This is a genomic window from Saccharopolyspora sp. NPDC050389 (assembly GCF_040655595.1).
In the GTDB taxonomy this organism is placed as follows: Bacteria; Actinomycetota; Actinomycetes; order Mycobacteriales; family Pseudonocardiaceae; genus Saccharopolyspora.
In genome coordinates, this window is record NZ_JBFAKG010000010.1 from 1 (window position 1) to 22278 (window position 22278).

Here is a 22278-nt window from a genome sequence, read left to right on the forward strand (position 1 = left end):
CCAACACGGCATCGACCGCGTCCGCGCAACCGAGCACCTGCCCTACTCATTCCTTCAACACACCGGACTGTCACTCTAAAACACGAAGCTCAGTAGGACCGATTAGCTGCTCCCGAAAAACACGAGGCTGGAGGATAGTGTGCAAGCCCCCCTCGCGCGGGCACAGCTGATCATCGCCAACATGCGCTGAGCTAGTCCAAGACCAGCGCCCGGCTGTCGTGCGAGCGCTCTCAGCTTCTTGAAGTAACTCAATCCGCCACCCAGATGCATTCGGCGACTCATCCGGCCGGAACCCGATGAGAACCTCTCGTTGCGGTGCAGACCATCCTCTGCACCGCAACGAGAGGGCTTCCTGATGTTCAGGCCGATGCTCGCGTGACCACTGCCGAGTCCACGGCCGGCTGACGCTAGAGGCTGAAGTGGGCCGGGTACGAGAGTTGGGGCTGCTCCTTCCTGAACTCCCGGATCTGCCCGAGCGTGGGTAGCCAGTCGTAGAGGAGCTGCTTGGCCGACATCAATTCCACTCCTGCCGCCTGCATCCGTTGCAGGCCGTTGTCGTGCGCGGCCTTGGGTGAGTACACGCAGTCGTGGACGACGACGACACGTTTACCGGCCTCTTGCAGGCCCAAGGCCGAGTGGCAGACGCAGATGTCGGTCTCCGTCCCGACGAGAACGGTGGTCGACCGGTCGATGGAGTCGAGTGCCTCCATGATCCGCAGGTCACCGGCGACTCCGAATGACGTCTTCGGATAGATTTTTCTTGGTTCGACAAGGGATTCCGCGATAGCGTGGTGGGTTGGCCCGTTCTTTTCCGGGTCTTCTTCGGCCACGACGACGGGGATGCCGAGCCTTCGTGCGACTTCGACGACCCATGCGGCGTTTTCGAACACGACGTTGAGGGCGCTGCGGTCGACATCGCGTCGCCCGGGAGGGTAGAAGCCGGGTTGCATGTCGATGACGAGCAGGACCGTGTCTTGGATATCGAGGAGTTTCATGGTCAAGCGCGCTCCGAGGTTGTGGACTCTTCTTGGTTTCTCGCTAGATAGTTCCGGCAGATCGTGCGGGCTTTGCGAGGCGAGACTGGAGGACCGTGGCCCGGATAGGCGCCAGCGAACTCCGACGAGAGGAGACGCGTCATCGTCACGCGGTAGTCCGTCGCGCTGGAGTGGGCCAAGTCATCCAGGAGCGTGCCGTCGTACAGCGCGTCTCCGGTGAACAGCGCCCCGGATTCGCTGTCGATGAAACCGAGACTTCCGGGAGAATGCCCCGGCAGCTCCAGGACGGTCAGCCGCCGCGAACCGAGGTCGATGATGTCGGTTTCAACGAGCGCCTGCGTTGGGGTTGCCGCACGAACGTGGAAACTGTCGATGTCGAAGTGTTCGTCGGGCACCGCGTCGAGCAGAACCTGCGGCAGCCGACTGCCAAGGACATTGAGAGTCGTCCCGAGATGCTCGCACAGCGCATCGGCGTAGAGGCTCGCCGCGCCCGGCCGGCGCACCTCGTCGGCCTCGGACTCATGAACGCCTATGTCGTCGAACTCGTAGGCTCCTCCTGCGTGGTCGAGGTGCGCGTGCGTGAGCAGCAGGAGCGGCGAGCGCTCGAACAGGTGCGGGAAGTTGTTGCGCAGCGATGCGATACCGAGGCCGGCGTCGATGAAGGCATCGCGGTCAGATCCCTGAACGTGCCAGGTATTGGCCCTCAACAAGGGATGCGCGTACGGCTCTGTGATTCGTGTGATCCCGGCTTGGTGCTTGGTCTCGACGAACCACGTGGGTGCCAAATCCAACGTCATGGGTTCACTCCGTTGCGGTCACGCCTGGCTTCGGTTGGGCGGTTGCCGGGTCGGCGATCGTCTCGTCACTCAGCTGAGGCGCGAACAGCGCGCAGCAGACCGCCAAAGCGCATAGCGCGAGCAGCAACCCAATGACCGGCCAGACGGATCCGGTGGCGCTGTAGAGCAGCGTGGCCGCGAGCGGAGACAGCCCACCGAAGATCGCCGCGGAGCCCTGGTATGCAAGCGACATGCTCGTGTAGCGGGACTCCGTCGGAAACATCTGCGCCAACAGGGTGGCCAGGGCGGCGTAGGCGCCGCTGCTGGCGAACCGCATTGCCGAGAACACGACGAAGATCAGGATGTGGGAAGGACCCGAGAGCACGACGAACTCCGCGAGTCCCAGCAGCCCCATAGCGACGACCCCGGCGATGAAGACGCGCACCCTGCCGAAGCGGTCACCGAGCCAAGCGCTGGGCAGGGTCGCGATCAGTTCAAAAAACGAACCGACCGTGAGAACGTTCAGGATGAACGTCGCCGATAGGCCGACAGAATCGCCGGTGGCGTAGGCGGTGGCATAGGTCGTGACGATGTAGTAGCCACCAGACGGCACGGCGACCATGCCGGTGGCCAGCAGAATGGATTTCCAGTTGTTGACCACCGCGTACTTGAGCGGTAGCTCCGTCTGTGCGCGACTCTTCGTCTTGCCTTCGTCGAAGACGGGAGACTCCTCGACTCTCGCCCGGACGTAGATCCCCACCGCGATCAGCGCGGCGGAGATGAGGAAGGGGCCCCGCCATCCCCACTCCACGAGATCGTCCTGCCCGAGACTGGCGAAGATGCTGAAGACACCGGTGGCGAGCAGTCCCCCGGCGGGATTGCCCAACTGAGGAAAGCCTCCGTAGAAGGTCTTGGACTTCTCGGGGGCGTGTTCAACAGCGAGGAGCACGGCCCCACCCCACTCGCCGCCGACCGCGACGCCCTGCACGATGCGGAGTGCGACCAGCAAGATGGGCGCCCATGACCCGATGGTCGCGTAAGCGGGCAAGAGGCCGGTGAGGAACGTCGCCGCGCCCATCAGGATCAGCGTCGCGACCAGCGCGGGGCGCCGCCCGATCCGGTCGCCGATGTGCCCGAAGATGATCGCACCCAAAGGGCGGGCGACGAACCCCACAGCGTATGTCGCGAACGAGGCCGCAAGTCCGGTGATCGCATTGCTCGAAGGGAAGAACACGGGCCCGAACACGAGGGCGGCCGCGGTCGAGAAGACGTAGAAGTCGTACCACTCGACCGTCGTGCCAACAAAGGCCGCAAGCCCAGCCCTGCGGTGCTGGCGAGACCCATCCGATGTCCTCATCGTGCGCTCCTGGCCGCATGGCACACGGCGGCACGGCCATGTTCCGTTCCTGACGTCCGCGGCGGCGGCGAGGTGCGCTCCCGCCTGGCAGTGACTGCTCCCCGGGTGCCGCGAGGCGGTGTTCTGCCTGGTGAACTCATGCCCGACCACCTATTAGCCAAGTGTCCAATAGAACTATTGGACAGGGAGTTAATATGATGGGGTGCATGACGTCAAGCCCACCGCCAAGAGGACCCGCAAGACGCCGGCCGAACGACGCGCGGAGATCACCGACGCCGCGACGCGACTCGCCCACCGCCACGGGTTGGACCGACTGACCGTCCGCGACGTGGCCTCCGACGTTGGCGTGACTCCCGGACTGCTCCACCACTACTTCCCGCAGATCGATGACCTCATCGCAGAAGTCTTCGCCACTGCGGTCGGCCGCGACCTCGACGAGTTGCACGCAGGACTCGACGACATGGAACCTCTAGACGCCGCAAAGACCTTCCTCGCGCGGTCGATGTCCAACGAACGAACGCCGACACTGACGTTGTGGCTCAGTGCCTGGGTGACCGCCCCGCGTCGCGAGCCGCTCGAGCGGGAGGTCGAACTGCGCATGGCGGAAGGCGTCAGCAAACTCGCGGTCTTGATCGAAAGGGGTTACCGCGCCGGTGTTTTCAACACACCCGAACCGAAGCTCGCAGCGTGGCGAATCCTGGTCGTCATGGACGGAATCCTCATCCAACGCTCCGTGCGCACTGCCGAGTTCCCAGGCCAAAGCATCGAAGGCATTCTCACTGCGGCGATGGAGAACGAACTTGGAGTCTCACTTTCCTGAAGCCCGCCCGCAATGACCAAGTGTTGGCGACTCAGATGGGAGACCAAGCCACCGCGTCACAGCCGGGAGGGCGCGTCGGGCGACCTCGTTGAGGTCATTCTCGTGTAGCGACCAGCGGCGACTCCAGTGCACTGTGGTCGGCCGCGGCGTGAAGGTGCCGGTGGAATTCCTTCAGCGCCATGGTGATGTGCACGTCGCGACGACGCACGAATACGGTCGCAACTGTCGCATCGGCAGGCGCTGTTCGGTGCAGGCGCAGTCGGTCGCGCAGTCCAGAACGCTCCACCAGCGCCTGGGGCAGCATCGTGATCCCGAGGCCCGCGGCGACGCAACCGAGGATGCCTTCGATGGTGCCGTAATCGAGGATCTTCGGTTCCACGCCGCGTGACCGGACGACGGATTCGAGCTTGCGCCGGTAGGAGCACCCCGCCCGGAACACGAGCAGTCGGGGGCCGTTGGGACCGCGTAGTGCGTCATCGAGGTCGCGGTGTCTCAGCGCGGTGATGACTACCAGTTCCTCGGTGAAGACCTCTTCTTCGTGCAGATCCGCGTCGTTGACGGGGCCGGCGACGAGCGCTCCGTCGAGCGCGTGGTCTTTGACCAGCGTCACCAACGACTCGGTGGGGCCGGTGAGCACTGAAAGATCGACGTCTGGCCAGGCCGCGGTGTAAGCCTCGAGGACGGGTGGCAGCCGAATCCCGGCCGTCGTCTCCATCGCTCCGATCCGCAAAGGCCCGCAGGGCCTTTCATCCCGAACGGCGCGGCGGGCCTCGTCCGCGAGCGAGGTGATCCGCTGGGCGTAGCCGAAGAATTGTTCCCCGGCTGCGGTCAAGGCCACTCCGCGAGCATGACGGCGGAGGAGGATCGCTCCGAGTTCTCGTTCCAACCCTGCCACTCGCGCGCTGATGCTGGACTGCACGGTGTGCAGTTCCGCCGCCGCGCGCGTGATGCCACCGGCGCGTGCCACGGCGACGAATATCCGCAGGTCCGACAACTCCATGTGTTCGCTCCCGACCTTGAGGGTTCGTCAATTGCGATGGCAGCGTTCGCCACTCATCGTTAGACACGATGCCATGGAGAGCTTAGCGTCCTCCCTGCACCGAAAACGCAGGTCGACAGCGGGGAGAGCTGCGGTGATCTCGACCAGACTGACGGCGGCGCTCGGCATCGAGCAGCCGGTCGTGCTTGCGCCGATGGACCAGGTCGCCGATGCCCGACTCGCTTCGGCTGTGTCCGCGGCCGGTGGATTGGGCTTGCTCGGTGGCGGTTACGGCGATCGCGAATGGCTGGACGAACAGCTGGCGTCGGTGCGGGCGCGGGTCGGGTGCGGGTTCATCACTTGGAGCCTGGCTCGGCGTCCCGAGCTGCTCGACGTGGCGCTCGAACACGACCTGGCAGCAGTGTTCCTGTCGTTCGGCGATCCCATGCCGTTCGCCAACCGAGTCCACGAGGCGGGAGTGCCGCTGCTGTGCCAGGTCTGCACGGTCGAGGAAGCACGACGCGCGTTGGATGCCGGAGCGCGCGTCCTGGTGGCCCAGGGAGGAGAGGCGGGCGGGCATGGCACCGGAACCCGTTCGACTCTCACCTTCGTTCCTGAACTGGCCGACCTGCTCGCCGCACGTTCTCCTGGCACACTGCTCGTGGCCTCGGGCGGTGTGGCGGACGGCCGCGGACTGGCCGCCGCCTTGTGCTTGGGAGCCGACGGGGTGGTGATGGGGAGCCGGCTGTGGGCGAGCACGGAGGCGGCCGTGTCCGCCGACGCGCAGCGCCACGCACTCGCCGCCAGCGGTGACGACACCGTGCGGCAGAGCGTGTACGACATCGTCCGCGCAGTCGACTGGCCCTCCCGCTACACCGGACGCGTGCTGCGCAACGACTTCGTTCGACGGTGGCACGGGCACGAGCAGAAGATGCGCGAAGACCTGCCCCGTCTGCAAGAAGTCTTCAAGAACGCCAAGGACAACGACGACTACAGCATCGGGAACGTCATCGTCGGCGAAGCGATCGGCCTCATCGACGAACTCGAGCCCGTCAAAGCGATCATCGACCGCGTCGCGCGGGAAGCCTCGTCCATCCTCGTCTCGACCTGAGCTCGTCGACAGCGCGCCGATCGCTCGTCCACCACGCAACACCACGGGAGGAACTGCACATGCAGCAACGAGTTCGGGATTTCTGCGCGCGCTTCGGCCTGCGCGTGCCGATCGTGGAGGCGCCGATGGCCGGTTCCTGCCCGCCCCAGCTGGCGATCGCGGTGGCCGAAGCCGGCGGGATGGGTGCGAACGGGGTGGTGCTCGACCGGCCCGAACTCATCGGCAACTGGATGGAGCGGTTCCGCGCGGGAACGAGTGGCCCATGTCAGCTGAACATCTGGATTCCGGACGCGCCGGTCGATGCCGCCGGGCGGCAGCAGGCGGCGGAGCAGTTCCTGACCCGGTTCGGTGAAGCGGGCGAGCCCGGGCCCCTGGGCCCGGTCTTCGCCGAACAGTGCGAGGCCATGCTGGAGGCCCGGCCGACGGTCATCTCGTCGATCATGGGGCTCTTCTCCCATGACTACGTCGAGCGGCTGCACCAGGAGGGCATCGCGTGGTTCGCCTGCGCGACCAACCTCGCCGACGCACTGGCCGCCCAGGAAGCCGGCGCCGACGCCGTCGTCGCCCAGGGGATGGAGGCGGGCGGACACCGGGGCAGTTTCGACCCGCAGGCGGCCGAGCACACCGAAGTCGGCTTGTTCGCTCTGCTCCCGCACCTGGTCGACCGGCTGCGGATCCCGGTCATCGCGGCAGGCGGAATCGCCGACGGACGTGGCGTGGCCGCCGCGCTGACCCTCGGCGCGAGCGCGGTCCAGGTGGGGACCGCGTTGCTGCGCTCCCCCGAGGCGGGCATCGACGACGGCTGGTCGGCCGCCCTGGAAGGGCTGTCACCGGAGCGGACGGTCACCACCCGCGCTTACACCGGCCGACTCGGACGGGCGGTGCCAACGCCATTCGTGACGGCATGGGCAAGCGGCGAGGCTCCCCCGCCTGCGCCCTATCCCGTTCAGCGGCGGCTGGTGGGCCAGTGGCGCCGGGGCGGTGCGGCCGGGGTCGACCGGGTCAACCACTGGGCGGGTCAGGGCGCGGCCCTGGCCGCCGCGGCACCGGCGGGCGAAATCGTCGCTCGCATGTGGGAAGACGCGCGCGAACTACTCGCCTGATCGACGAATGGCGCAGATGACCTTCCGGAGCGTGAGCACGGAAATACTTACACCACAAGAACTTCCGCAAACAACATCCCGTCCGGGCCGATCAGCCTTCGGCCGTTGACGAGCGTCGCGGGACTCCCAGGTGATCGAGCGCCTTGGTGAAGTGCTCGGCGAACAGCGGTGGGTTCTCCGCCATCGGGAAGTGCCCGAGGCGGGCCATCGGCCAGAAGACGGCGCCGGGGATCTTCCGCGCCGTCGCCTGCGACATCGCGGGCGTGCACGAGTAGTCGTACTCGCCGGTCATCATGATCACCGGGCACCGGGACGTGTCGATCTCGCCGACCCGGTCGCGGCCGTCCCAGTCGCCGCTGTAGAAGTCGATGTCGCCGGCGAAGGTGCCGAACCCGCCCTGGGAGTAGCCCCACCAAACCTTGCGGCGGTAGTGCTCCGGGCTCTGCGGGGCCATGAGTCCGTAGACCCATTCGGGCACGAAGACGGACTCGTTGACCAAGGGGTGCTTCGCCCACGACACCTTCCGGCCGGGAACCTGGTCGCTGGCCTCGCACGCGATCACACCGCCGAGGATGCCGGGCGCGCGATGGGCAAGTTCCAGGCAGATCTCACCGCCCATCGAGGAACCGCTGACGATGGGCGATGCCAGCCCGAGCGCGTCGACGACGGCGAGGACGCTCGTGGCGTACTGGTCGGTGGTCAAGGCGTAGCCGCCGGGCCGAACTCCGGGCAGCAGGTCGGAGCGCCCGTGACCGGGTAGGTCGAAGGCGATGAGCCGGCAGCGCGACGTCAACGCGGTGTCGGCCATGAGGTCGTGGTACTGACGGCTGTCGGCGCCGGCCGTGTGGAGGAGCAGGACATCCTGCCCCTCCCCTGCCTCCTCGTATAAGACCTCCATCGGCTCGCCGTGAACGTCGATGCGCGCATAGCCCGACTTCAGGTGCACTTTGCTCCGGACCGGATGCGCAGCGTTGGCGGCCGGGCGACCCGAGACCGCCGCCCTGCCGAGCTCCAGTACCCGGCGGACGATGTGAGCGTGCTGGGCCATCGCCAGTTCGCTGCCCTCGACCCGCGCGCTGGGAACGCGCATGCGCATGCCGAAGAAGTTCTGGTACGCCGGCGGCGGCACGGACTGGAAGAACTTGCTCCAGTCCGCCGGTGCCGCGACCAGGACGAAGTCCGGGTCGCCGGTGGGCGCGGCGAGCCGTCCGTCGATGAAGGCGAACAGCGCATGCAGCTCCCCGCACCGGATCCCGAAGGTGACCGTCGCCGCGGCCGCGAGGGAGGACAGCTCCTCGTCGCTCCGGCAGATGTCTGCCCACTGCTCGAGATCGGTGTCGCGCCAGGTGGTGGTCAACTCGATGGTCCCTTTCTGCGCTGGACGTGGTTCCGAGCCGTTTCGGCTGAACGCCTGCGGCGCGGCTGGGCGGAGATGACCGGAGGTCAAGGCGCTCACGCCGATCAGGACGGAAGCGGGGCGGTCGCGGCGCCGGTGGCCGACAGGCAGCACCTCCGCGAGGTGCGGGACGGCTACCGGACGCACGTCGGAAGCCAGCCGGATGCAGTCGTACGGAAATGTATGCAGAAGAATACGCAGGCTCCGCGAGAGGTCAAGACCGATCAGCCGATGATGATTTCCAGGCTTGACATCCCGAACATCCCGAGAAGTATGCTTCTGTATACAACGGCGTACCGAGGTGGGCTCCCGGTCGCACCGCGACGCCGACGACTCACTACGGAGTGCGCCTCATGACCAACCCCAGTTACCGGATGCTCATCGGTGGGCAGCGGGTGCGGGCGTCCACCGGGCAGGAACTGCCCGCGGTCAACCCCTTCACGGCGGCGGAGTTCGCCACCATCCCGGACGCCGGCGCGCAGGACGTCGACGCCGCCGTGGCCGCCGCCCGCGCCGCGTTCGACGGCGGCTGGTCGACCACCCCCGGAATCCGCCGAGCCGAACTGATGAACCGGCTCGCCGGGCTGATGGAGGAGCACGCCGACGAACTGGGGCGCCTGGAGTCCACCGACAACGGCAAGCTGGTCCGCGAGACCACCAGCCAGGCGCGCTTCGCCGCCCGCAACTACCGGTTCTTCGCCGGCTACGCCGACAAGCTCTACGGGCGCACCATCCCGCTGGACAACCCGGACACCCTGGACTACACGGTGGCCGAGCCGGTCGGCGTCGCCGCGCTAATCACCGCGTGGAACTCCCCCATGCAGCTGCTCGCCAACAAGCTCGCCCCGGCGCTCGCGGCCGGGTGCTGCGTGGTCATCAAGCCCTCCGAGCACGCCTCGGCGACCACGCTGCGGATGGCCGACCTGGTCGAGGAGGCCGGCTTCCCGCCGGGCGTCATCAACATCGTGACCGGCGGCCCGCAGGCCGGGATCGCGCTGTCCGAGCACCCCGGCCTGGACCGCATCAGCTTCACCGGCAGCGTGCCGACCGGCAGCGCGATCGCCGCCGCCGCCGCGAAGAACCTGATCCCGGTCACCTTGGAGCTCGGCGGCAAGTCGCCGAACATCGTCTTCGCCGACGCCGACCTGGACCGCGCGGTCACCGGAGCGGTCGCCGGGATCTTCGCCGCCGGAGGCCAGACCTGCATCGCCGGCAGCCGGCTGCTGGTGCAGGAATCGGTCTACGACCAGGTGGTGCGGGCGGTGGCGGCGCGGGCCGCGGAGATCCGCCTCGGCGACCCGACGGACCCGCAGACCCAGATGGGCCCGGTCGCCAACCGGCCGCAGCGCGACCGCATCCAGCGCGCCATCGACGCCGGTGTCGAATCCGGCGCCCGCGCGCTGGTCGGCGCCGAGCCGGTCGACGACCCGGCGCTGGGCGAGGGCCTCTTCGTGCGGCCGACGGTGTTCGCCGACGTCGCCAACACCTCCGCGCTGGCTCGCGAGGAGATCTTCGGCCCGGTGCTCAGCGCGATCCCGTTCGCCACCGACGACGAAGCCGTCGAGATCGCCAACGACAGCGATTTCGGCCTGGCCTCCGGGATCTGGACCAACGACCTGACCCGCGCCCACCGGGTCGCCAAACGGCTGCGGGCGGGCACGGTCTGGGTCAACACCTACCGGGCCAGCGCCGCCCAGGCGCCCTTCGGCGGCACCCGGAAGTCCGGCTACGGCCGCGAACGCGGCGAAGAAGCCCTCCACGAGTACCTCAACACCAAGAACGTGATGGTCGACCTCACCGGCCAAACCCCCGACCCCTTCTCGATCCGCCTCTGAGGACGCGGCAACGAAGCCGGAGATCTCATGAGCACCGCACCGCCGAGCGCGCCCCCGAGCGCGCCGGAGAAGATGACGCCCGAAGGCCGCCGCAGCGCGATGGGCGCATTCCTCGGGTACTTCGTCGACTTCTACGACATCTACCTGCCGACCATCGCGCTGGCCCCGGCGATGGCCTACTTCCAGCCGCCGCACCTGGACACCGTCGTGGCCACCACCGTCTACTACTTGACGTTCGTGGTGACGCTGCTCGGCCGACCCATCGGCGCGGCGATCTTCGGCCACCTCGCCGACACCATCGGCCGCAAGACCGCGACGATGGTCGCGGTGTCCGGCTTCGGCGTCGTCACGCTGCTGATGGCGCTGCTGCCCGGCTACGACAGCTGGGGCTGGTTCGCGATCGCGGCGTTGATCCTGCTGCGCCTGGTGGACGGGATCTTCCTCGGCGGCGAGTACACCGCAGCGGTGCCGCTGGCAATGGAGCGCGCGCCGCGGTCGCGGCGGGCCGTGGTGTCCACCCGGATCATGCTCGGCTACCCGATGGCGTTCATCGCGATCAGCGCGATCACCACGCTGATGCTCTACATCGCCCCGACCGCCTCCGGCGCCTACCTGGAGTGGGGCTGGCGGGTTCCGTTCCTGATCGGCGCGCTGCTCTCGGTGGTCGTCCTGCTGTACTACCGCAAGGTCGAAGAGGACGGTCCCGCTGAGAAGCCCGCGGCGGAGAAGGGCCCGTCGCCGCTGAAGCAGCTGTTCGCCAAGGGCCCGCACCGGCGCAGCCTGGTCCAGGTCTTCGTGCTGATGACCGGCATGTGGCTGTCGCTGCAGACCGCGGTGTCGATGATGCCGGGCCTGCTGACCTCGGTGCTGAAGCTGCCGAGCACCCAGGTCACGATCGCCACGATGCTGATGTTCCTGGTGCTGGGCGGGGTTTACCTCGGCGTCGGCAGGCTGGCCGAGCGCGTCGGCCGCCGCCCGGTGCTGATCGCCTTCGGCGCGCTGACCGCGACCGTGGCCGCCGCGGTCTACTGGCTGATGGTCGCCACCGCCGACGCCGGCGACGGTCTGCTGTGGACACTGCTGCTGGCCGGGGTCGTCGTGGTGATCGCCAACGCCCCGTGGTCGATCCTCAGCGCCTACATCCCGGAGCGGTTCGGGCCCGAGGTGCGCGCCACCGGCTTCGGGGTCGGCTACACCTTCGCCGTGCTCATCCCGTCCTGCTACAGCTTCTTCCTGCTGTGGCTGAGCAGCCTGATGCCCTACGAGTACACCCAGATCCCGCTGGTCGTCGTCGGCGGCGTGCTCGCCGTGATCGGCGCGGTGATGGGCCCGGAGACCAAGAACGCCGATCTGGGCGCAACCGGAAAGGAGACCGTCGGTGAGTGACACCGTTTCGTTGTGCGGCCTGGGGAACATGGGTGGCGCCGTCGCCGGACGCCTCGCCGCGCGCGGCCCGCTGCGCGTGTTCGACCTCGATCCGGGGCGGGTCGCGCAGGCCGCCGAGCACCCGCAGGTCACCGCCGCCGGTGCGGTGGCCGAGCTCGCGGAGTCCGACGTCGTGGTGCTTTCCCTGCCCGCGCCGAAGATTTCGCTGCAGGTTCTCGCCGAGCTGGCGCCGCGGATGCGAGCGGGCGGCGTGGTCGTGGAGACCAGCACGGTCAACCCGGCCGACATGGCCGAGGAGCAGAAGATCTGCGCTGCGCACGGCATCGGCGTCGTGGACGCCGCGATCCTGTCCGGGGTGTCGCAGATGGCCGGCGGCACCGCGACGCTGCTGGTCGGCGGCGAGGAGTCCGATGTGGACAAAGTGGCCGACGTGCTGGCGGCGATCAGCGCGACGATCACCAGGTTCGGGCCGGTGGGCAGCGGCATGGCCGCGAAGGTGATCAACAACGCGGTGGCGCACGCGGTGATGGTGGTGCTCGCCGAGGCCGGCGCGCTGGCCGCGGCCACCGGGGTCTCCGGCTCGGCGCTGGCCGCGCTGCTGTCCGGCCCGGAGGCCGGGCTCACCCGCCCGCTGACGCACCGCTTCGCGGAGCGCATCCTGCGCGGCGACTACGCCGGCGGCATGCCCACCGAGGCCGCCCGCAAGGACTCCACCCTGGCGCTGGCCATGGCCCAGGACACCGGTGTGCCGCTGTTCGGCATCCAGGGCGCGCACACCGTCTACGAGCTCGGCGTCTCCGAAGGACTCGGCCGGCTCGACTACGCCTCGATCGCCACGCTCTGGGAGCGCTGGACCGGTCGCCCCATGAGCGAAACCACTAACGACCAAGGAGAAGCAGAATGACCAAGCCGGAGACCGACCAGTTCGACGTGGTGGTGGTCGGCGGCGGCAACGCCGGGTTCTCCGCCGCGCACTCGGCCGTCGAGCAGGGCGCGAAAGTGCTGCTGCTGGAGAAGGCGCCCGAAGACGCCGCCGGCGGCAACTCGTTCTACACCGCCGGCGCGTTCCGGTTCGCCTTCGACAGCATCGACGACGTCGCGGACCTGCTCGAACCCGACCAGCGGCACTCCGACTCCGTGGTGCCCGCCTACCCGGAGAGCGCCTTCGAGGCCGACATGCGGCGGGTCACCGACGGCAAGTGCGACCCGGTCCTGACCAAGGTCCTCGTCTCCCGGTCCACCGAAGCGGTGCGCTGGTTGGCGGGCAAGGGCATCAAGTGGCGGCTGATGTACGAGCGGCAGGCCTACCTCTCGGACGGCAAGTGGGTGTTCTCCGGCGGCCTGTTCGTCGGCACCGTCGACGGCGGCAAGGGCCTCATCGCCCAGCACACCGAGGCCGCGCGGCGGGAGGGTGCGGAGATCCGCTACGGCGCGGAGGTCACCGCGCTGCACCTCACCGACGCCGGTGAGCGGGGCGTCACCTACCGCGACACCGACGGTGCCGAGCACCGGATCACCGCCGGTGCGGTGGTGCTTTCGGCCGGTGGCTTCGAGTCCGATCCGAAGCGCCGCGCCGAACACCTCGGCGAGGGCTGGGACCGGGCGCTGGTCCGCGGCACGCCGACCAACACCGGCGACGTGCTCGACCTCGCGCTGGCCGCGGGCGCCGCGCCGCACGGCGACTGGGGCTCCTGCCACAGCGTGGCCTGGGACGCCGACGGCAGCCCGACCGGCGGCAACCGGGAGCTGACCAACCAGCTGACCCGGCAGAGCTACCCCATCGGCATCGTGGTCAACGTGGGCGGCGAGCGGTTCGTCGACGAGGGCGCCGACTTCCGCAACTACACGTACGCCAAGTACGGCCGGGAGATCCTGCACCAGCCGCAGGGCCGCGCGTTCCAGCTCTTCGACGCAAAGACCCGCCCGCTGCTGCGCAAGGAGGAGTACGACTCGCGGCCGATCGCGGGCGCGCAGGCCGACTCGCTGCCCGAGCTCGCCGCGAAGCTCGGCATCGACGCGGAGGGCCTGCAGCGCACCGTGTCGGCGTTCAACGAATCTATTGTGGACAAGCTGTTCGACCCGGCGGTCAAGGACGGTCGCGCCGCGCGGGTCGACCCGCCGAAGTCGAACTGGGCGCAGGCCCTGGACACCGCGCCGTTCTACGGTTACGCCGTGGGTTGCGGCGTCACCTTCACCTTCGGCGGCGTGCACGTCGACGAGTCCGCCCAGGTGCTGGACGCCGCCGGCGAGCCGATCGACGGACTCTACGCCGCCGGCGAGATGGTCGGCGGGCTGTTCTCCGGCAACTACCCGGGAGGCAGCGGACTGACCTCGGGCGCGGTGTTCGGCCGGTTGGCCGGGGCGAGCGCCGGGAAGTCGGCCCGCCGTGACTGAGGACTTCCAGGTCTACGCGATCAGGTTCGCGCACCGGGACGCATCGGTGCGCGGCGAGCACTTCTACGGCCACGACCCGTGCGCGCTGGACGCCTGGCCGATCTCGTACTACGTGTGGCTGGCGGTTTCGGACGCCCACGCCGTGCTCGTCGACGCCGGGTTCACCCCGGAAACGACGGCGCGACGGGGGAACCGCGACTACCTGCAGTCCCCGATGGACACCGTCCGCGCGCTGGGCGTGGACCCGGACCGCATCGGACACCTGGTGCTCAGCCACCTGCACTACGACCACTCCGGCCACGCGGCGGACTTCCCGCGGGCCGAGATCGTGCTGCAGGAATCGGAGTTGGCGTTCTGGACGTCCCGGCACGCCGGGCGGGGGCAGATGGCGCACTTCGTGGAGCCGTCGGACGTCGCTTACCTGGTGGAGCAGAACTTCGCCGGCCGGGTGCGCCTGGTCGACGGGGTCCACGAGGTGGTGCCGGGCGTGACCGCGCACCGGGTCGGCGGGCACACGCCGGGCCTGCAGGTCGTGCAGGTGCGCACCGCGGCGGGCGACGTGGTGCTGGCCGCCGACGCGTCGCACTTCTACGAGAACGTGGAGCAAAAGAAGCCCTACGGCGTGGTCACCTACCTGCCGGCGATGTACGACGCGTTCGACGCCCTGCACGCGCTGTCGGACCGCCCGGAACTGATCGTGCCGGGCCACGATCCGCAGGTGTTGCAACGGTTCCCGGCGGTGCCCGGGCTGGAGGGCCTGGCCGTCCGCATCGCCTGAGAACGCAATGCATACCGAGGTATACTCCGTGTTCGGCCGGGTGACGGGTACCCCTCACCCGACCGGCTTTCACGAGCACGGTGCTGGATCTGCGGCAGAAGGAGGGGGCGGCGCTGTCCGAGGTGTACGACCAGCTGCGCGGCGATATCGTCGACGGCACGTTCGAGACCGGGGCCCAACTGGTCGAGCTGGCGCTGGCCGAGAAGTACGGCACCAGCCGCACGCCGGTGCGGGAGGCGCTGCGCCGCCTGGAGCAGGACGGGCTGGTGGAGCGCGGCGACCGCGGCATGCGGGTGCGCACGCGCAGCCCGGAGGAGATCCTGGAGATCTACGAGGTCCGGATCTCCCTGGAGGCCACCGCCGCCGCCGCTGCCGCCCAGCGGCACAGCGACTTCGACCTGATCCGCATCCGCCGCGCCCAGACGGCGATGGACAACACCCCGACCGACGACCCGCCTGCGATGGCGGCGGCCAACCGCGCCGTGCACGAGGCGATCTGGGCGGCCAGCCACAACGGCACCATCGTCGACCTGCTGACGCGCCTGAACAACCACCTCACCCGCTATCCGGCGACCACCCTCAAGGTCTCCGGCCGCTGGTCGGAAGCGCTGGCCGAACACCACGCCCTCATCGACGCGATCGACCAGCGCGACGCGACCCGGGCCCACGACCTCGCCCGGGACCACATGACCAAAGCCCGCGACCTCCGCCTCCAGATCTACCGAGACGAACCCGCCGACTGACGACCAACGGCTCCGCACGGCACGCTGACGCGACGGCCCGCAGCCAATCCGCCGCCGGCGCCACCGGCTCCGCCGTGCAACGCGCCCCCTTGACGGGCTCAAAGGGACACCGAAGAACGCCTTCGGCAGTGTGCGTGATCTAGAACGGCAGTCGGTTCGCCGACACCACCAAGCACGTCACGTCGCCGGACGGCTTGCCGTCGACCATGACCACAGTTTCCTGGGTGGTCTTCTGACCGGGCTGGAGCTTCGACGAGAACACCGCCCCTTCGCCGAGCCGGGAGCCATCGGCAGCGTCCGCGGTGACCGTGGCGGTGTAGGACGCCAGGTCGCTGCTGCTGTTGACGATCTCCACCTGGGCCTTGACGCTCGGGAAATAGGGGTTGTTGTCGACCTTGCACGACGTGACCTTCACGTCGGCGAGCGCGTCGCCGTCTGCCAGCGATCCCGGAACCGCCGGGGTGTTCTGCCCGCCGACCTGCTCACCGGAAACCGCCGGGGTGGTCGTGGGGAGTTCCGACACGGACGACACGAACGAACCGAGCCACGCGATGCAGATGACCAGTGCGACGGCGCTGGTGGCGATACCGGTGATCGCCATGCCCTTTCGGGCGCGCAGGCCGATGATCCCGAAGATCAGGCCGAGCGGGGCGAGTACCCACGCGATGACGCCGATGAAGGGGATCAGGCTGAACAGCAGGGCGCAGAGGCCGAGCACGAGCCCAGTGATGGCCAGTCCGGCGCCGCGCTGGGGCTGCGGGCGTGCCGGCGAGTAGTTGGGCTGTTGCGTCGTCATGGGCTACTCCGTTTTCGGTTTTGGTTGGTTGAACCACCGATGCATGTATCGCCGGACGGGTGGGTTCGTTGCCGCCGATCGGGGTGATCTAGGGCACGACATTCCGGACGAATTGAGGTGCACGAAAACATGCCCCGGTTTGCGGGCTCTTCGTGGATCAGCCTGGGGTGAGCCGCTTTTCGGGCAGCCGAACCCGCCTGCTCGCTGTGGGGCGACCGCGCTGGCCGCTGGGCCGCGCCGTGTGCTGCGGGAAAATCCGGGCGCGACCCGTCAGCGATTCCGGCGGGCATTGAGCCGGGCGGCCTGGCGTGTCAGGTAATCGCGCTCGGCGAGGTTGGGTGCCTTTTGGGCCGCCTCGGCGTATAGCCGTGCCGCCGTCGCCAGGTCGCCGTCGCGCTCGTGGAGGTACGCCGCCACCGCGGCGTGGCGGGGCAGCGAGTCGCTCAGCGCCGCGAGCGCCGCCAGCCCGGCGCGCGGTCCGTCGGCCTCGCCGACGGCCACTGCGCGGTTGAGCCGGACGACCGGGCTGTCGGTCAGGCGCGCGAGCTCGTCGTACCACTCGACGATCTGCACCCAGTCGGTCTCCTCGGCGGCGGGCGCGTCGGCGTGGAGCGCCGCGATGGCGGCTTGGGCCTGGAACTCGCCCAGCCGGTCGCGGGCGAGGGCCGCCTGCAGGATCTCGACGCCCTCGGCGATCGCCTCGGTGTCCCACCGTCCGCGGTCCTGCTCGGCGAGCGGCACCAGGCTGCCGTCGGGCGCGGTCCGGCTGGCGCGCCGGGCGTGGTGGAGCAGCATGAGGGCGAGCAGTCCCGCCACTTCGGGGTGGTCGATCGCGGCCGCGAGCTGCCGGGTGAGCCGGATGGACTCGGCGGCGAGGTCGACGTCGCCGGAATAGCCCTCGTTGAAGACCAAGTAGAGGACGCGCAGCACGGTGGCGACGTCGCCGGGCTGGTCGAACCGCACGCCGGAGACGGTGCGCTTGGCACGGCTGATGCGCTGCGCCATGGTCGCCTCGGGCACCAGGTAGGCCTGGGCGATCTGGCGGGTGGTCAGCCCGCCGACGGCGCGCAGCGTGAGCGCGACCGCGGACGACGGCGTCAGCGACGGGTGGGCGCACAGGAAGTAGAGCTGGAGCGTGTCGTCCACCGCGGACGCGGGCCCGGGCGCCGGCTCGTCGTCGGCGAGGTCCTCACGCCGGCGGCGGGCGGCGTCCGCCCGGGTCACGTCTAGGAACCGGCGCCAGGCCACGGTGACCAGCCAGCCCTTCGGGTCCCGCGGCGGGTCGGCCGGCCAGACGCGGACCGCCTCGACCAGTGCGTCCTGCACGGCGTCCTCGGCCGCCGCGAAGTCGGCTCCGCGGCGGACGAGGATCCCGAGCACGCTCGGCGTGAGGCTCCGAAGCATGGCCTCGTTCATCTAAGTGGTCATTCCGTGATGGTGGGCCGCGAGGCCAGGAACGGGCGCAGCTCTAGCCACTCGTGGATCGGCTTCCCGCCCGCCCCGGGGGCGGCCGAAAGTTCCCCGGCCAGCTCGATGGCGCGCTCGTAGCTGTCGACGTCGATCACCATCCAGCCGGCGATGAGGTCCTTGGTCTCGGCGAACGGACCGTCGGTGACCGGCGGGCGGCCCTCACCGTCGTACCGGACGAACGTCCCCTCGGGGGCAAGCGCCTGACTGTCCACGAACTCGCCGGTGCCCTCTAGGCGGGCCGCGAAGTCGTTCATGTACTGCACGTGCGCCGAGATCTCCTCCGGCGTCCACTGGCCCATGGGCACGTCGTTGACCGAAGCCGGAGCGCCGCGGTAGTGCTTGAGCAGCAAGTACTTGGCCATCGTGTTTCTCCTCGATGCTGGTGCGACCCATTCTGGTCACATTCACCGCTGGGACGGAGCCGGTCGCGGGTTCTCGACATCGCCGTCTGAAATTTTTCGGCTTTCGTAGCTGAGTCTGGGTGCGCCGCCTCGTGGTGTCCGGGTCCACGGCGTGGCGCGAGGGCGAGGCGGAACGAGACCTTCCAAGATCAGCAGCGACTGAATCGGGAGAAGGCTTCGCGCGCGTCACTGTACGTGTGCGCGTCGTGGTGTGCTCGGACCGATGAGCTGTTCGGCGTGGAGGGCATGCACGTCCTCAGCGAAAGCGAAGACGACCACAACCCGAGTGCGGATCAATCCTGTGGCGCGCGGGAGGTGGGGGGTTTCCCTAGCCCTACGGGGGTTTGCACCTCTCCCGGTTGTCGCGGGGATGATGCTCTGATGATCACTGAAATCGCGCGCAAGATCACCGGACTGGGCAGGCGGCTGCCCGGCTGGTTGCGCGCGCCCGGCCGGGCAGCCGTCGAGTACCGGCGCGAGCTCGAACGGGAACTGCACGACGGCCCGGCAGCGAGCCTGTCGGCGCTGGCCATCGAGCTGGGCCTGATCTCCGCCACGGCCGGTCATCCGCAGCTCGCGGCCCGGATCGACGCGCTTCGAGACACCGTCTGCCTGCTCGTCGACCGCATGCGCCTGCTCGGCGCGACCATCCACCCGCCGGCGCTCGCCGCCGGCCTCGAACCCGCGTGGTTGTCCGTCGCCGAGCACTGCGACCTGCGGCTGCGCCTGGACCTGCCGGGTCACGACCTCGGCACGCAGGCATCCGCCCGGACGGGTCTCCTCGTCGCCGATCACCTGCGCACGTTGGAATCCGGCACCACCGCGCAGGTGCGAGTGCGGGGCAGGAAGTTCGTGCGCGTGCACATCACCGAGCAGCGGCCGGGTTCGGCGCAGCGGCGGCATTTCCGGGCGATGCTGGGATGAAGGTGGCCATCGCAGACGACGGCGCGCTGTTCCGGGAAGGCCTGGTCATGCTGCTGGAAGCGGCGAGGCACGAAGGGGTCGGCTGCGGCGGCGACGCGCTGCTGCGGCGCTGAACCTGTTGGCGGGCAAGCGAATCAGCCCCGACCCCGATACCAGGCAACCGCAGGGTGTCCAGGTCGTAGACGAGATTGAACAGATCACCGGACTGTTCGCCGCGATCGGCGGCTGCCCACATGCGTTGCCCGATCAACTCGCGGCGAGCGGCAGCGGCCCCGCCCGATCGGCCCCAGCTGCAACGGTGCGGCCGGGAAGTTGCCCGAAAGTCGCGGCCTCCTGCCCGTTCGCCGACTTCGCGCCCCGGCAGGTTCGTCCCCACCCGCTGCACGGGCGAAGCTGGTGCCGGTCGGTGAAATTCGGGAGGCTCGAGAAAATGGCTTTCGGTTCCAGCCGCGATCTGGTGCGGACCCAGGCCGAGGACAAGGTCGTCCGGCTGGTGAACGTGGAGCGGGCGAAGCGGCGGCTCGGCCCGTTGCGCGTCGACGAGCGGTTGCGCCGCGCCGCGCGCGGACACAGCGCCGACATGGCGCGGCGCGGCTTCTTCGCGCACCAGGCGACGCGCGGCCCGTCGCCGTTCGAACGGATGCTGGCCGCGGGTTTCGAAGATCCCGGCGGCGAGAACATCGCGGCCGGCCAGGAAACACCCGCCGCGGTGGTGCATGCCTGGATGTACAGCATCCCGCACCGCGCCAACATCCTGAACGCGGACTTCCTGTTCATCGGCGTGGGACTGCACGTGGACGCCACCGGCCCGTGGTGGACGCAGAACTTCGGCTACTGACCGATTTTCGCCGCTGCGCCGCCCAAGACGCTGATCGGGAATCTCACCGCTACCCGACTTCGAGCCGGAGTGAACGGGTTCCGCCACCTGACGGGGCCCGCAGCGACGACCTCAGGCCGCGGGGAGCGGGAGACGCACCTCGAAGCAGCAGCCACCCGGTACGTTCCGCACCGACACATTCCCGTTGTGCGCCTGCACGAGGCCCTGCACGATGGCGAGACCGAGGCCGCCGCTGCGGCCGTCTCCCGTGCTCTGGTCGTCCCCTCGCCATCCCATGTCGAACACCGACCCCAGGTCGCGCTCCGGGATTCCCCCGCACTGGTCGCTCACCGCCACGATCGCCCAGCCGGCGATCGCGCGGACGTCCACCGTCACCGTCGAATCCTCCGGGCCGTACCGGATCGCGTTCACCAGCAGGTTGTTGAAAACCCGGGTGACGGCGCGGTCGTCGACGTTGACCGCGACGGGCTCGACGGTGCTCGCCCGCAGCCGAATCCCGCGGTTGCCGGCCACCACGTCGAGCGAGGCCACCTCGTCGCTGATGAGGTCGTCCAGCGCCACCATCCGCGGGGCCAGGCGCAGCGTCCCGGCCTCGATCCGGGAGAGCTCGAACAGGTCGTCCACCATCTCCGACAGGACCGCGGTGTCGCCGCGGATCTTCCTGCAGTAGTCCGGCAGGTCGTCCACCACATCGTCCTCAATGGACTCCGTCACGGCGCGCAGCCGCACCAGCGGGCTGCGCAGGTCGTGCGAGATCCAGGCGACCAGCCGCCGCCGGGACTCGTCGATCGCCTGCTCGCGCCGCCGCGACTCGGCGAGCTTGTCGCTGGTGATCCAGAGCTCCCGGGCGAGCTCGGCGAACTCGGCGCTCGGCAGGTTCTCCGGCTGCTGGAACCGGTGTTTCAGACCGAGTGAACGCGTGGCTTCGGCCAGCTGCCTGCTGCCGTTCATCACCGACCGGCCGAGCAGCAGACCGATGCTGATGGCCACCGCCCCGGCGATGAGGACGACCGCGAGGACCAGGTCGGCCGGCAGCTGCGCCGAACGCGCCACGAGCACCACGGTGAGGGCGCTCGTGTTGATCGCGTACACGGTGATGATTACCACCGCCACCAGTGAATAGCCCACCGGGTACTTGCGGAGCAGCCGCAGGACCACCATGCCGACGAGACCCACGCCGACCGATTCGCACACCGCGATCAACGCGACCAGCAGCGGGGTCATGGGGATCCGGCGCCGGTCTCGGGGAGGTCGAACCGGTAGCCGACGCCCCAGACGGTCTTCATCAGCACGGGGCGGGACGGGTCGTCCTCGATCTTCTCCCGCAGTCGCCGGACGTGCACGGTGACCGTGGAGGCGTCGCCGAAGTTGTGCGCCCAGACCTCCCGCATCAGCTCGTCCCGCCGCACCACCCGGCCCGCGTTGCGGATCATGAAGACCAGCAGCTCGAATTCCTTGATCGGCAGGTTCAGCTCGCGCCCGGCCTTGCTGACCACCCGCGACGACCGGTCCACCAGGAGGTCGCCGGCGCGCAGCACGCCGTCGGCCTGGGCCGGTGGCATGGCGGCCGTCCGGCGCAGCACGGACTGGACCCGCAACACGAGCTCGCGCGGGCTGAACGGTTTGGTGAGGTAGTCGTCGGCGCCGACTTCCAGGCCGCGCAGCCGGTGCTCCTCCTCCCCCAGCGAGGTCAGCATGATGACCGGCACCTGGCTCGACGCGCGCAGCTCCCGCAGGACCTGGATGCCGTCGAGCCCCGGCAGCATCACGTCGAGCACGACGAGGTCCGGCGACATCTGCCGCGCCAGCTCCAACCCCATCACGCCGTCCGACGCGTGCACCGGGGTAAAGCCGGACCGGCGCAGGTAGCCGGTGACCACCTGGGCAACTGTCGGATCGTCGTCCACGACCAGGATCCGCGGCTCTCGTCCCCGGAAGCGGTGATCCGCGCCTAGATCAGCCTGCGTCATCCTCGAAACCTGCTTCTTGCCGTTTTCGTGCCACCCTAGTCCGGACCACCGGGCCGCATGCAGGCGGTCGAAGTGCGTCATGCCAAGTCGAACCGCGAGATACGTGCGCTCCCGCACCTGGAAACCGCGGGAAGGCACGGGCGCGCTCATACGAGCGCACACGGAAGTCGCTGTGGCAAATCGTTCTCGCTCCGGAACATCCACAA

Annotated in this window: 21 protein-coding genes; 11 read left to right on the forward strand and 10 right to left on the reverse strand. The window is 69.0% G+C overall.

Translation table 11 applies throughout. The annotated features are described in order from the left end of the window. Positions 1-407 precede the first annotated feature (407 nt). The 3 genes from AB0I53_RS08755 to AB0I53_RS08765 are packed head-to-tail and all read right to left on the reverse strand — an operon-like array spanning position 408 to position 3128. Positions 408-995, reverse strand: coding sequence for an isochorismatase family protein (locus tag AB0I53_RS08755; RefSeq protein WP_358598968.1), 588 nt, complete (start codon positions 993-995; stop codon positions 408-410). A gap of 2 nt (positions 996-997) precedes the next feature. Continuing rightward, positions 998-1792 carry an MBL fold metallo-hydrolase gene (locus AB0I53_RS08760; RefSeq protein WP_358598683.1) on the reverse strand — a complete coding sequence of 265 codons (795 nt, stop codon included), beginning with the start codon at positions 1790-1792 and terminating at the stop codon, positions 998-1000. 4 nt (positions 1793-1796) lie between these two features. Further along, the gene (locus tag AB0I53_RS08765; RefSeq protein ID WP_358598971.1) at positions 1797-3128 is read right to left on the reverse strand and encodes an MFS transporter; all 1332 of its coding nucleotides are present in this window, start codon (positions 3126-3128) and stop codon (positions 1797-1799) included. Positions 3129-3330: 202 nt separating this feature from the next. Here AB0I53_RS08765 and AB0I53_RS08770 point away from each other — a divergent pair, with 202 nt between their 5' ends. Further along, positions 3331-3948 carry a TetR family transcriptional regulator gene (locus AB0I53_RS08770; protein ID WP_358598686.1) on the forward strand — a complete coding sequence of 206 codons (618 nt, stop codon included), beginning with the start codon at positions 3331-3333 and terminating at the stop codon, positions 3946-3948. Between the two features lie 94 nt (positions 3949-4042). Here AB0I53_RS08770 and AB0I53_RS08775 read toward each other — a convergent pair whose 3' ends face one another. After that, positions 4043-4948 carry a LysR family transcriptional regulator gene (locus AB0I53_RS08775; RefSeq protein WP_358598688.1) on the reverse strand — a complete coding sequence of 302 codons (906 nt, stop codon included), beginning with the start codon at positions 4946-4948 and terminating at the stop codon, positions 4043-4045. Between the two features lie 133 nt (positions 4949-5081). Between AB0I53_RS08775 and AB0I53_RS08780 the strand changes: the two genes are divergently transcribed. Then, a complete protein-coding gene (locus AB0I53_RS08780) occupies positions 5082-6038 on the forward strand; it encodes a nitronate monooxygenase (RefSeq protein ID WP_358598691.1) in 957 nt (318 codons plus the stop codon). A gap of 59 nt (positions 6039-6097) precedes the next feature. Continuing rightward, positions 6098-7141, forward strand: a complete 1044-nt coding sequence (locus tag AB0I53_RS08785) for a nitronate monooxygenase (RefSeq protein ID WP_358598694.1) — start codon at positions 6098-6100, stop codon at positions 7139-7141. Between the two features lie 91 nt (positions 7142-7232). Here AB0I53_RS08785 and AB0I53_RS08790 read toward each other — a convergent pair whose 3' ends face one another. Next, on the reverse strand, positions 7233-8498 hold the full coding sequence (locus tag AB0I53_RS08790) for an alpha/beta hydrolase (RefSeq protein WP_358598697.1): 1266 nt from the start codon (positions 8496-8498) through the stop codon (positions 7233-7235). A gap of 392 nt (positions 8499-8890) precedes the next feature. Here AB0I53_RS08790 and AB0I53_RS08795 point away from each other — a divergent pair, with 392 nt between their 5' ends. The 6 genes from AB0I53_RS08795 to AB0I53_RS08820 all read left to right on the forward strand — a co-directional run bounded on the left by AB0I53_RS08795 (position 8891) and on the right by AB0I53_RS08820 (position 15673). Next, complete coding sequence (locus AB0I53_RS08795; protein WP_358598700.1) at positions 8891-10372, forward strand: aldehyde dehydrogenase; 1482 nt, start codon at positions 8891-8893, stop codon at positions 10370-10372. A 27-nt stretch (positions 10373-10399) separates the two neighbouring features. Continuing rightward, complete coding sequence (locus AB0I53_RS08800; protein WP_358598703.1) at positions 10400-11758, forward strand: MFS transporter; 1359 nt, start codon at positions 10400-10402, stop codon at positions 11756-11758. After that, positions 11751-12662 carry an NAD(P)-dependent oxidoreductase gene (locus tag AB0I53_RS08805; RefSeq protein WP_358598706.1) on the forward strand — a complete coding sequence of 304 codons (912 nt, stop codon included), beginning with the start codon at positions 11751-11753 and terminating at the stop codon, positions 12660-12662. The genes AB0I53_RS08800 and AB0I53_RS08805 overlap by 8 nt, the downstream gene beginning before the upstream one ends. After that, the gene (gene tcuA / locus AB0I53_RS08810) at positions 12659-14152 is read left to right on the forward strand and encodes an FAD-dependent tricarballylate dehydrogenase TcuA (protein WP_358598709.1); all 1494 of its coding nucleotides are present in this window, start codon (positions 12659-12661) and stop codon (positions 14150-14152) included. The genes AB0I53_RS08805 and tcuA overlap by 4 nt, the downstream gene beginning before the upstream one ends. Continuing rightward, a complete protein-coding gene (locus AB0I53_RS08815; RefSeq protein ID WP_358598712.1) occupies positions 14145-14930 on the forward strand; it encodes an N-acyl homoserine lactonase family protein in 786 nt (261 codons plus the stop codon). Before tcuA ends, AB0I53_RS08815 begins: the two co-directional genes overlap by 8 nt. Positions 14931-15010: 80 nt before the next feature. After that, positions 15011-15673, forward strand: a complete 663-nt coding sequence (locus AB0I53_RS08820) for a GntR family transcriptional regulator (protein WP_358598715.1) — start codon at positions 15011-15013, stop codon at positions 15671-15673. A 139-nt stretch (positions 15674-15812) separates the two neighbouring features. On the opposite strand, the gene AB0I53_RS08825 is transcribed toward AB0I53_RS08820, so the two are convergent. The 3 genes from AB0I53_RS08825 to AB0I53_RS08835 all read right to left on the reverse strand — a co-directional run bounded on the left by AB0I53_RS08825 (position 15813) and on the right by AB0I53_RS08835 (position 18301). After that, entirely contained in the window at positions 15813-16469 is a 657-nt protein-coding gene (locus AB0I53_RS08825) for a DUF4190 domain-containing protein (RefSeq protein WP_358598718.1), read from the reverse strand. Between the two features lie 270 nt (positions 16470-16739). Next, on the reverse strand, positions 16740-17885 hold the full coding sequence (locus AB0I53_RS08830) for a DUF6596 domain-containing protein (protein WP_358598721.1): 1146 nt from the start codon (positions 17883-17885) through the stop codon (positions 16740-16742). A gap of 8 nt (positions 17886-17893) precedes the next feature. Continuing rightward, positions 17894-18301 carry a YciI family protein gene (locus tag AB0I53_RS08835; protein WP_358598724.1) on the reverse strand — a complete coding sequence of 136 codons (408 nt, stop codon included), beginning with the start codon at positions 18299-18301 and terminating at the stop codon, positions 17894-17896. A gap of 420 nt (positions 18302-18721) precedes the next feature. Between AB0I53_RS08835 and AB0I53_RS08840 the strand changes: the two genes are divergently transcribed. Both AB0I53_RS08840 and AB0I53_RS08845 read left to right on the forward strand, forming a co-directional pair. After that, complete coding sequence (locus AB0I53_RS08840) at positions 18722-19264, forward strand: histidine kinase (protein WP_358598726.1); 543 nt, start codon at positions 18722-18724, stop codon at positions 19262-19264. Positions 19265-19694: 430 nt separating this feature from the next. Then, entirely contained in the window at positions 19695-20102 is a 408-nt protein-coding gene (locus AB0I53_RS08845) for a CAP domain-containing protein (RefSeq protein WP_358598729.1), read from the forward strand. A 111-nt stretch (positions 20103-20213) separates the two neighbouring features. On the opposite strand, the gene AB0I53_RS08850 is transcribed toward AB0I53_RS08845, so the two are convergent. Both AB0I53_RS08850 and AB0I53_RS08855 read right to left on the reverse strand, forming a co-directional pair. Beyond that, positions 20214-21326, reverse strand: coding sequence for a HAMP domain-containing sensor histidine kinase (locus tag AB0I53_RS08850; protein ID WP_358598732.1), 1113 nt, complete (start codon positions 21324-21326; stop codon positions 20214-20216). Next, positions 21323-22072 (reverse strand): response regulator transcription factor, encoded by a 750-nt coding sequence (locus AB0I53_RS08855; RefSeq protein WP_358598735.1) that lies wholly within the window; start codon positions 22070-22072, stop codon positions 21323-21325. Before AB0I53_RS08855 ends, AB0I53_RS08850 begins: the two co-directional genes overlap by 4 nt. Positions 22073-22278: the final 206 nt, after the last annotated feature.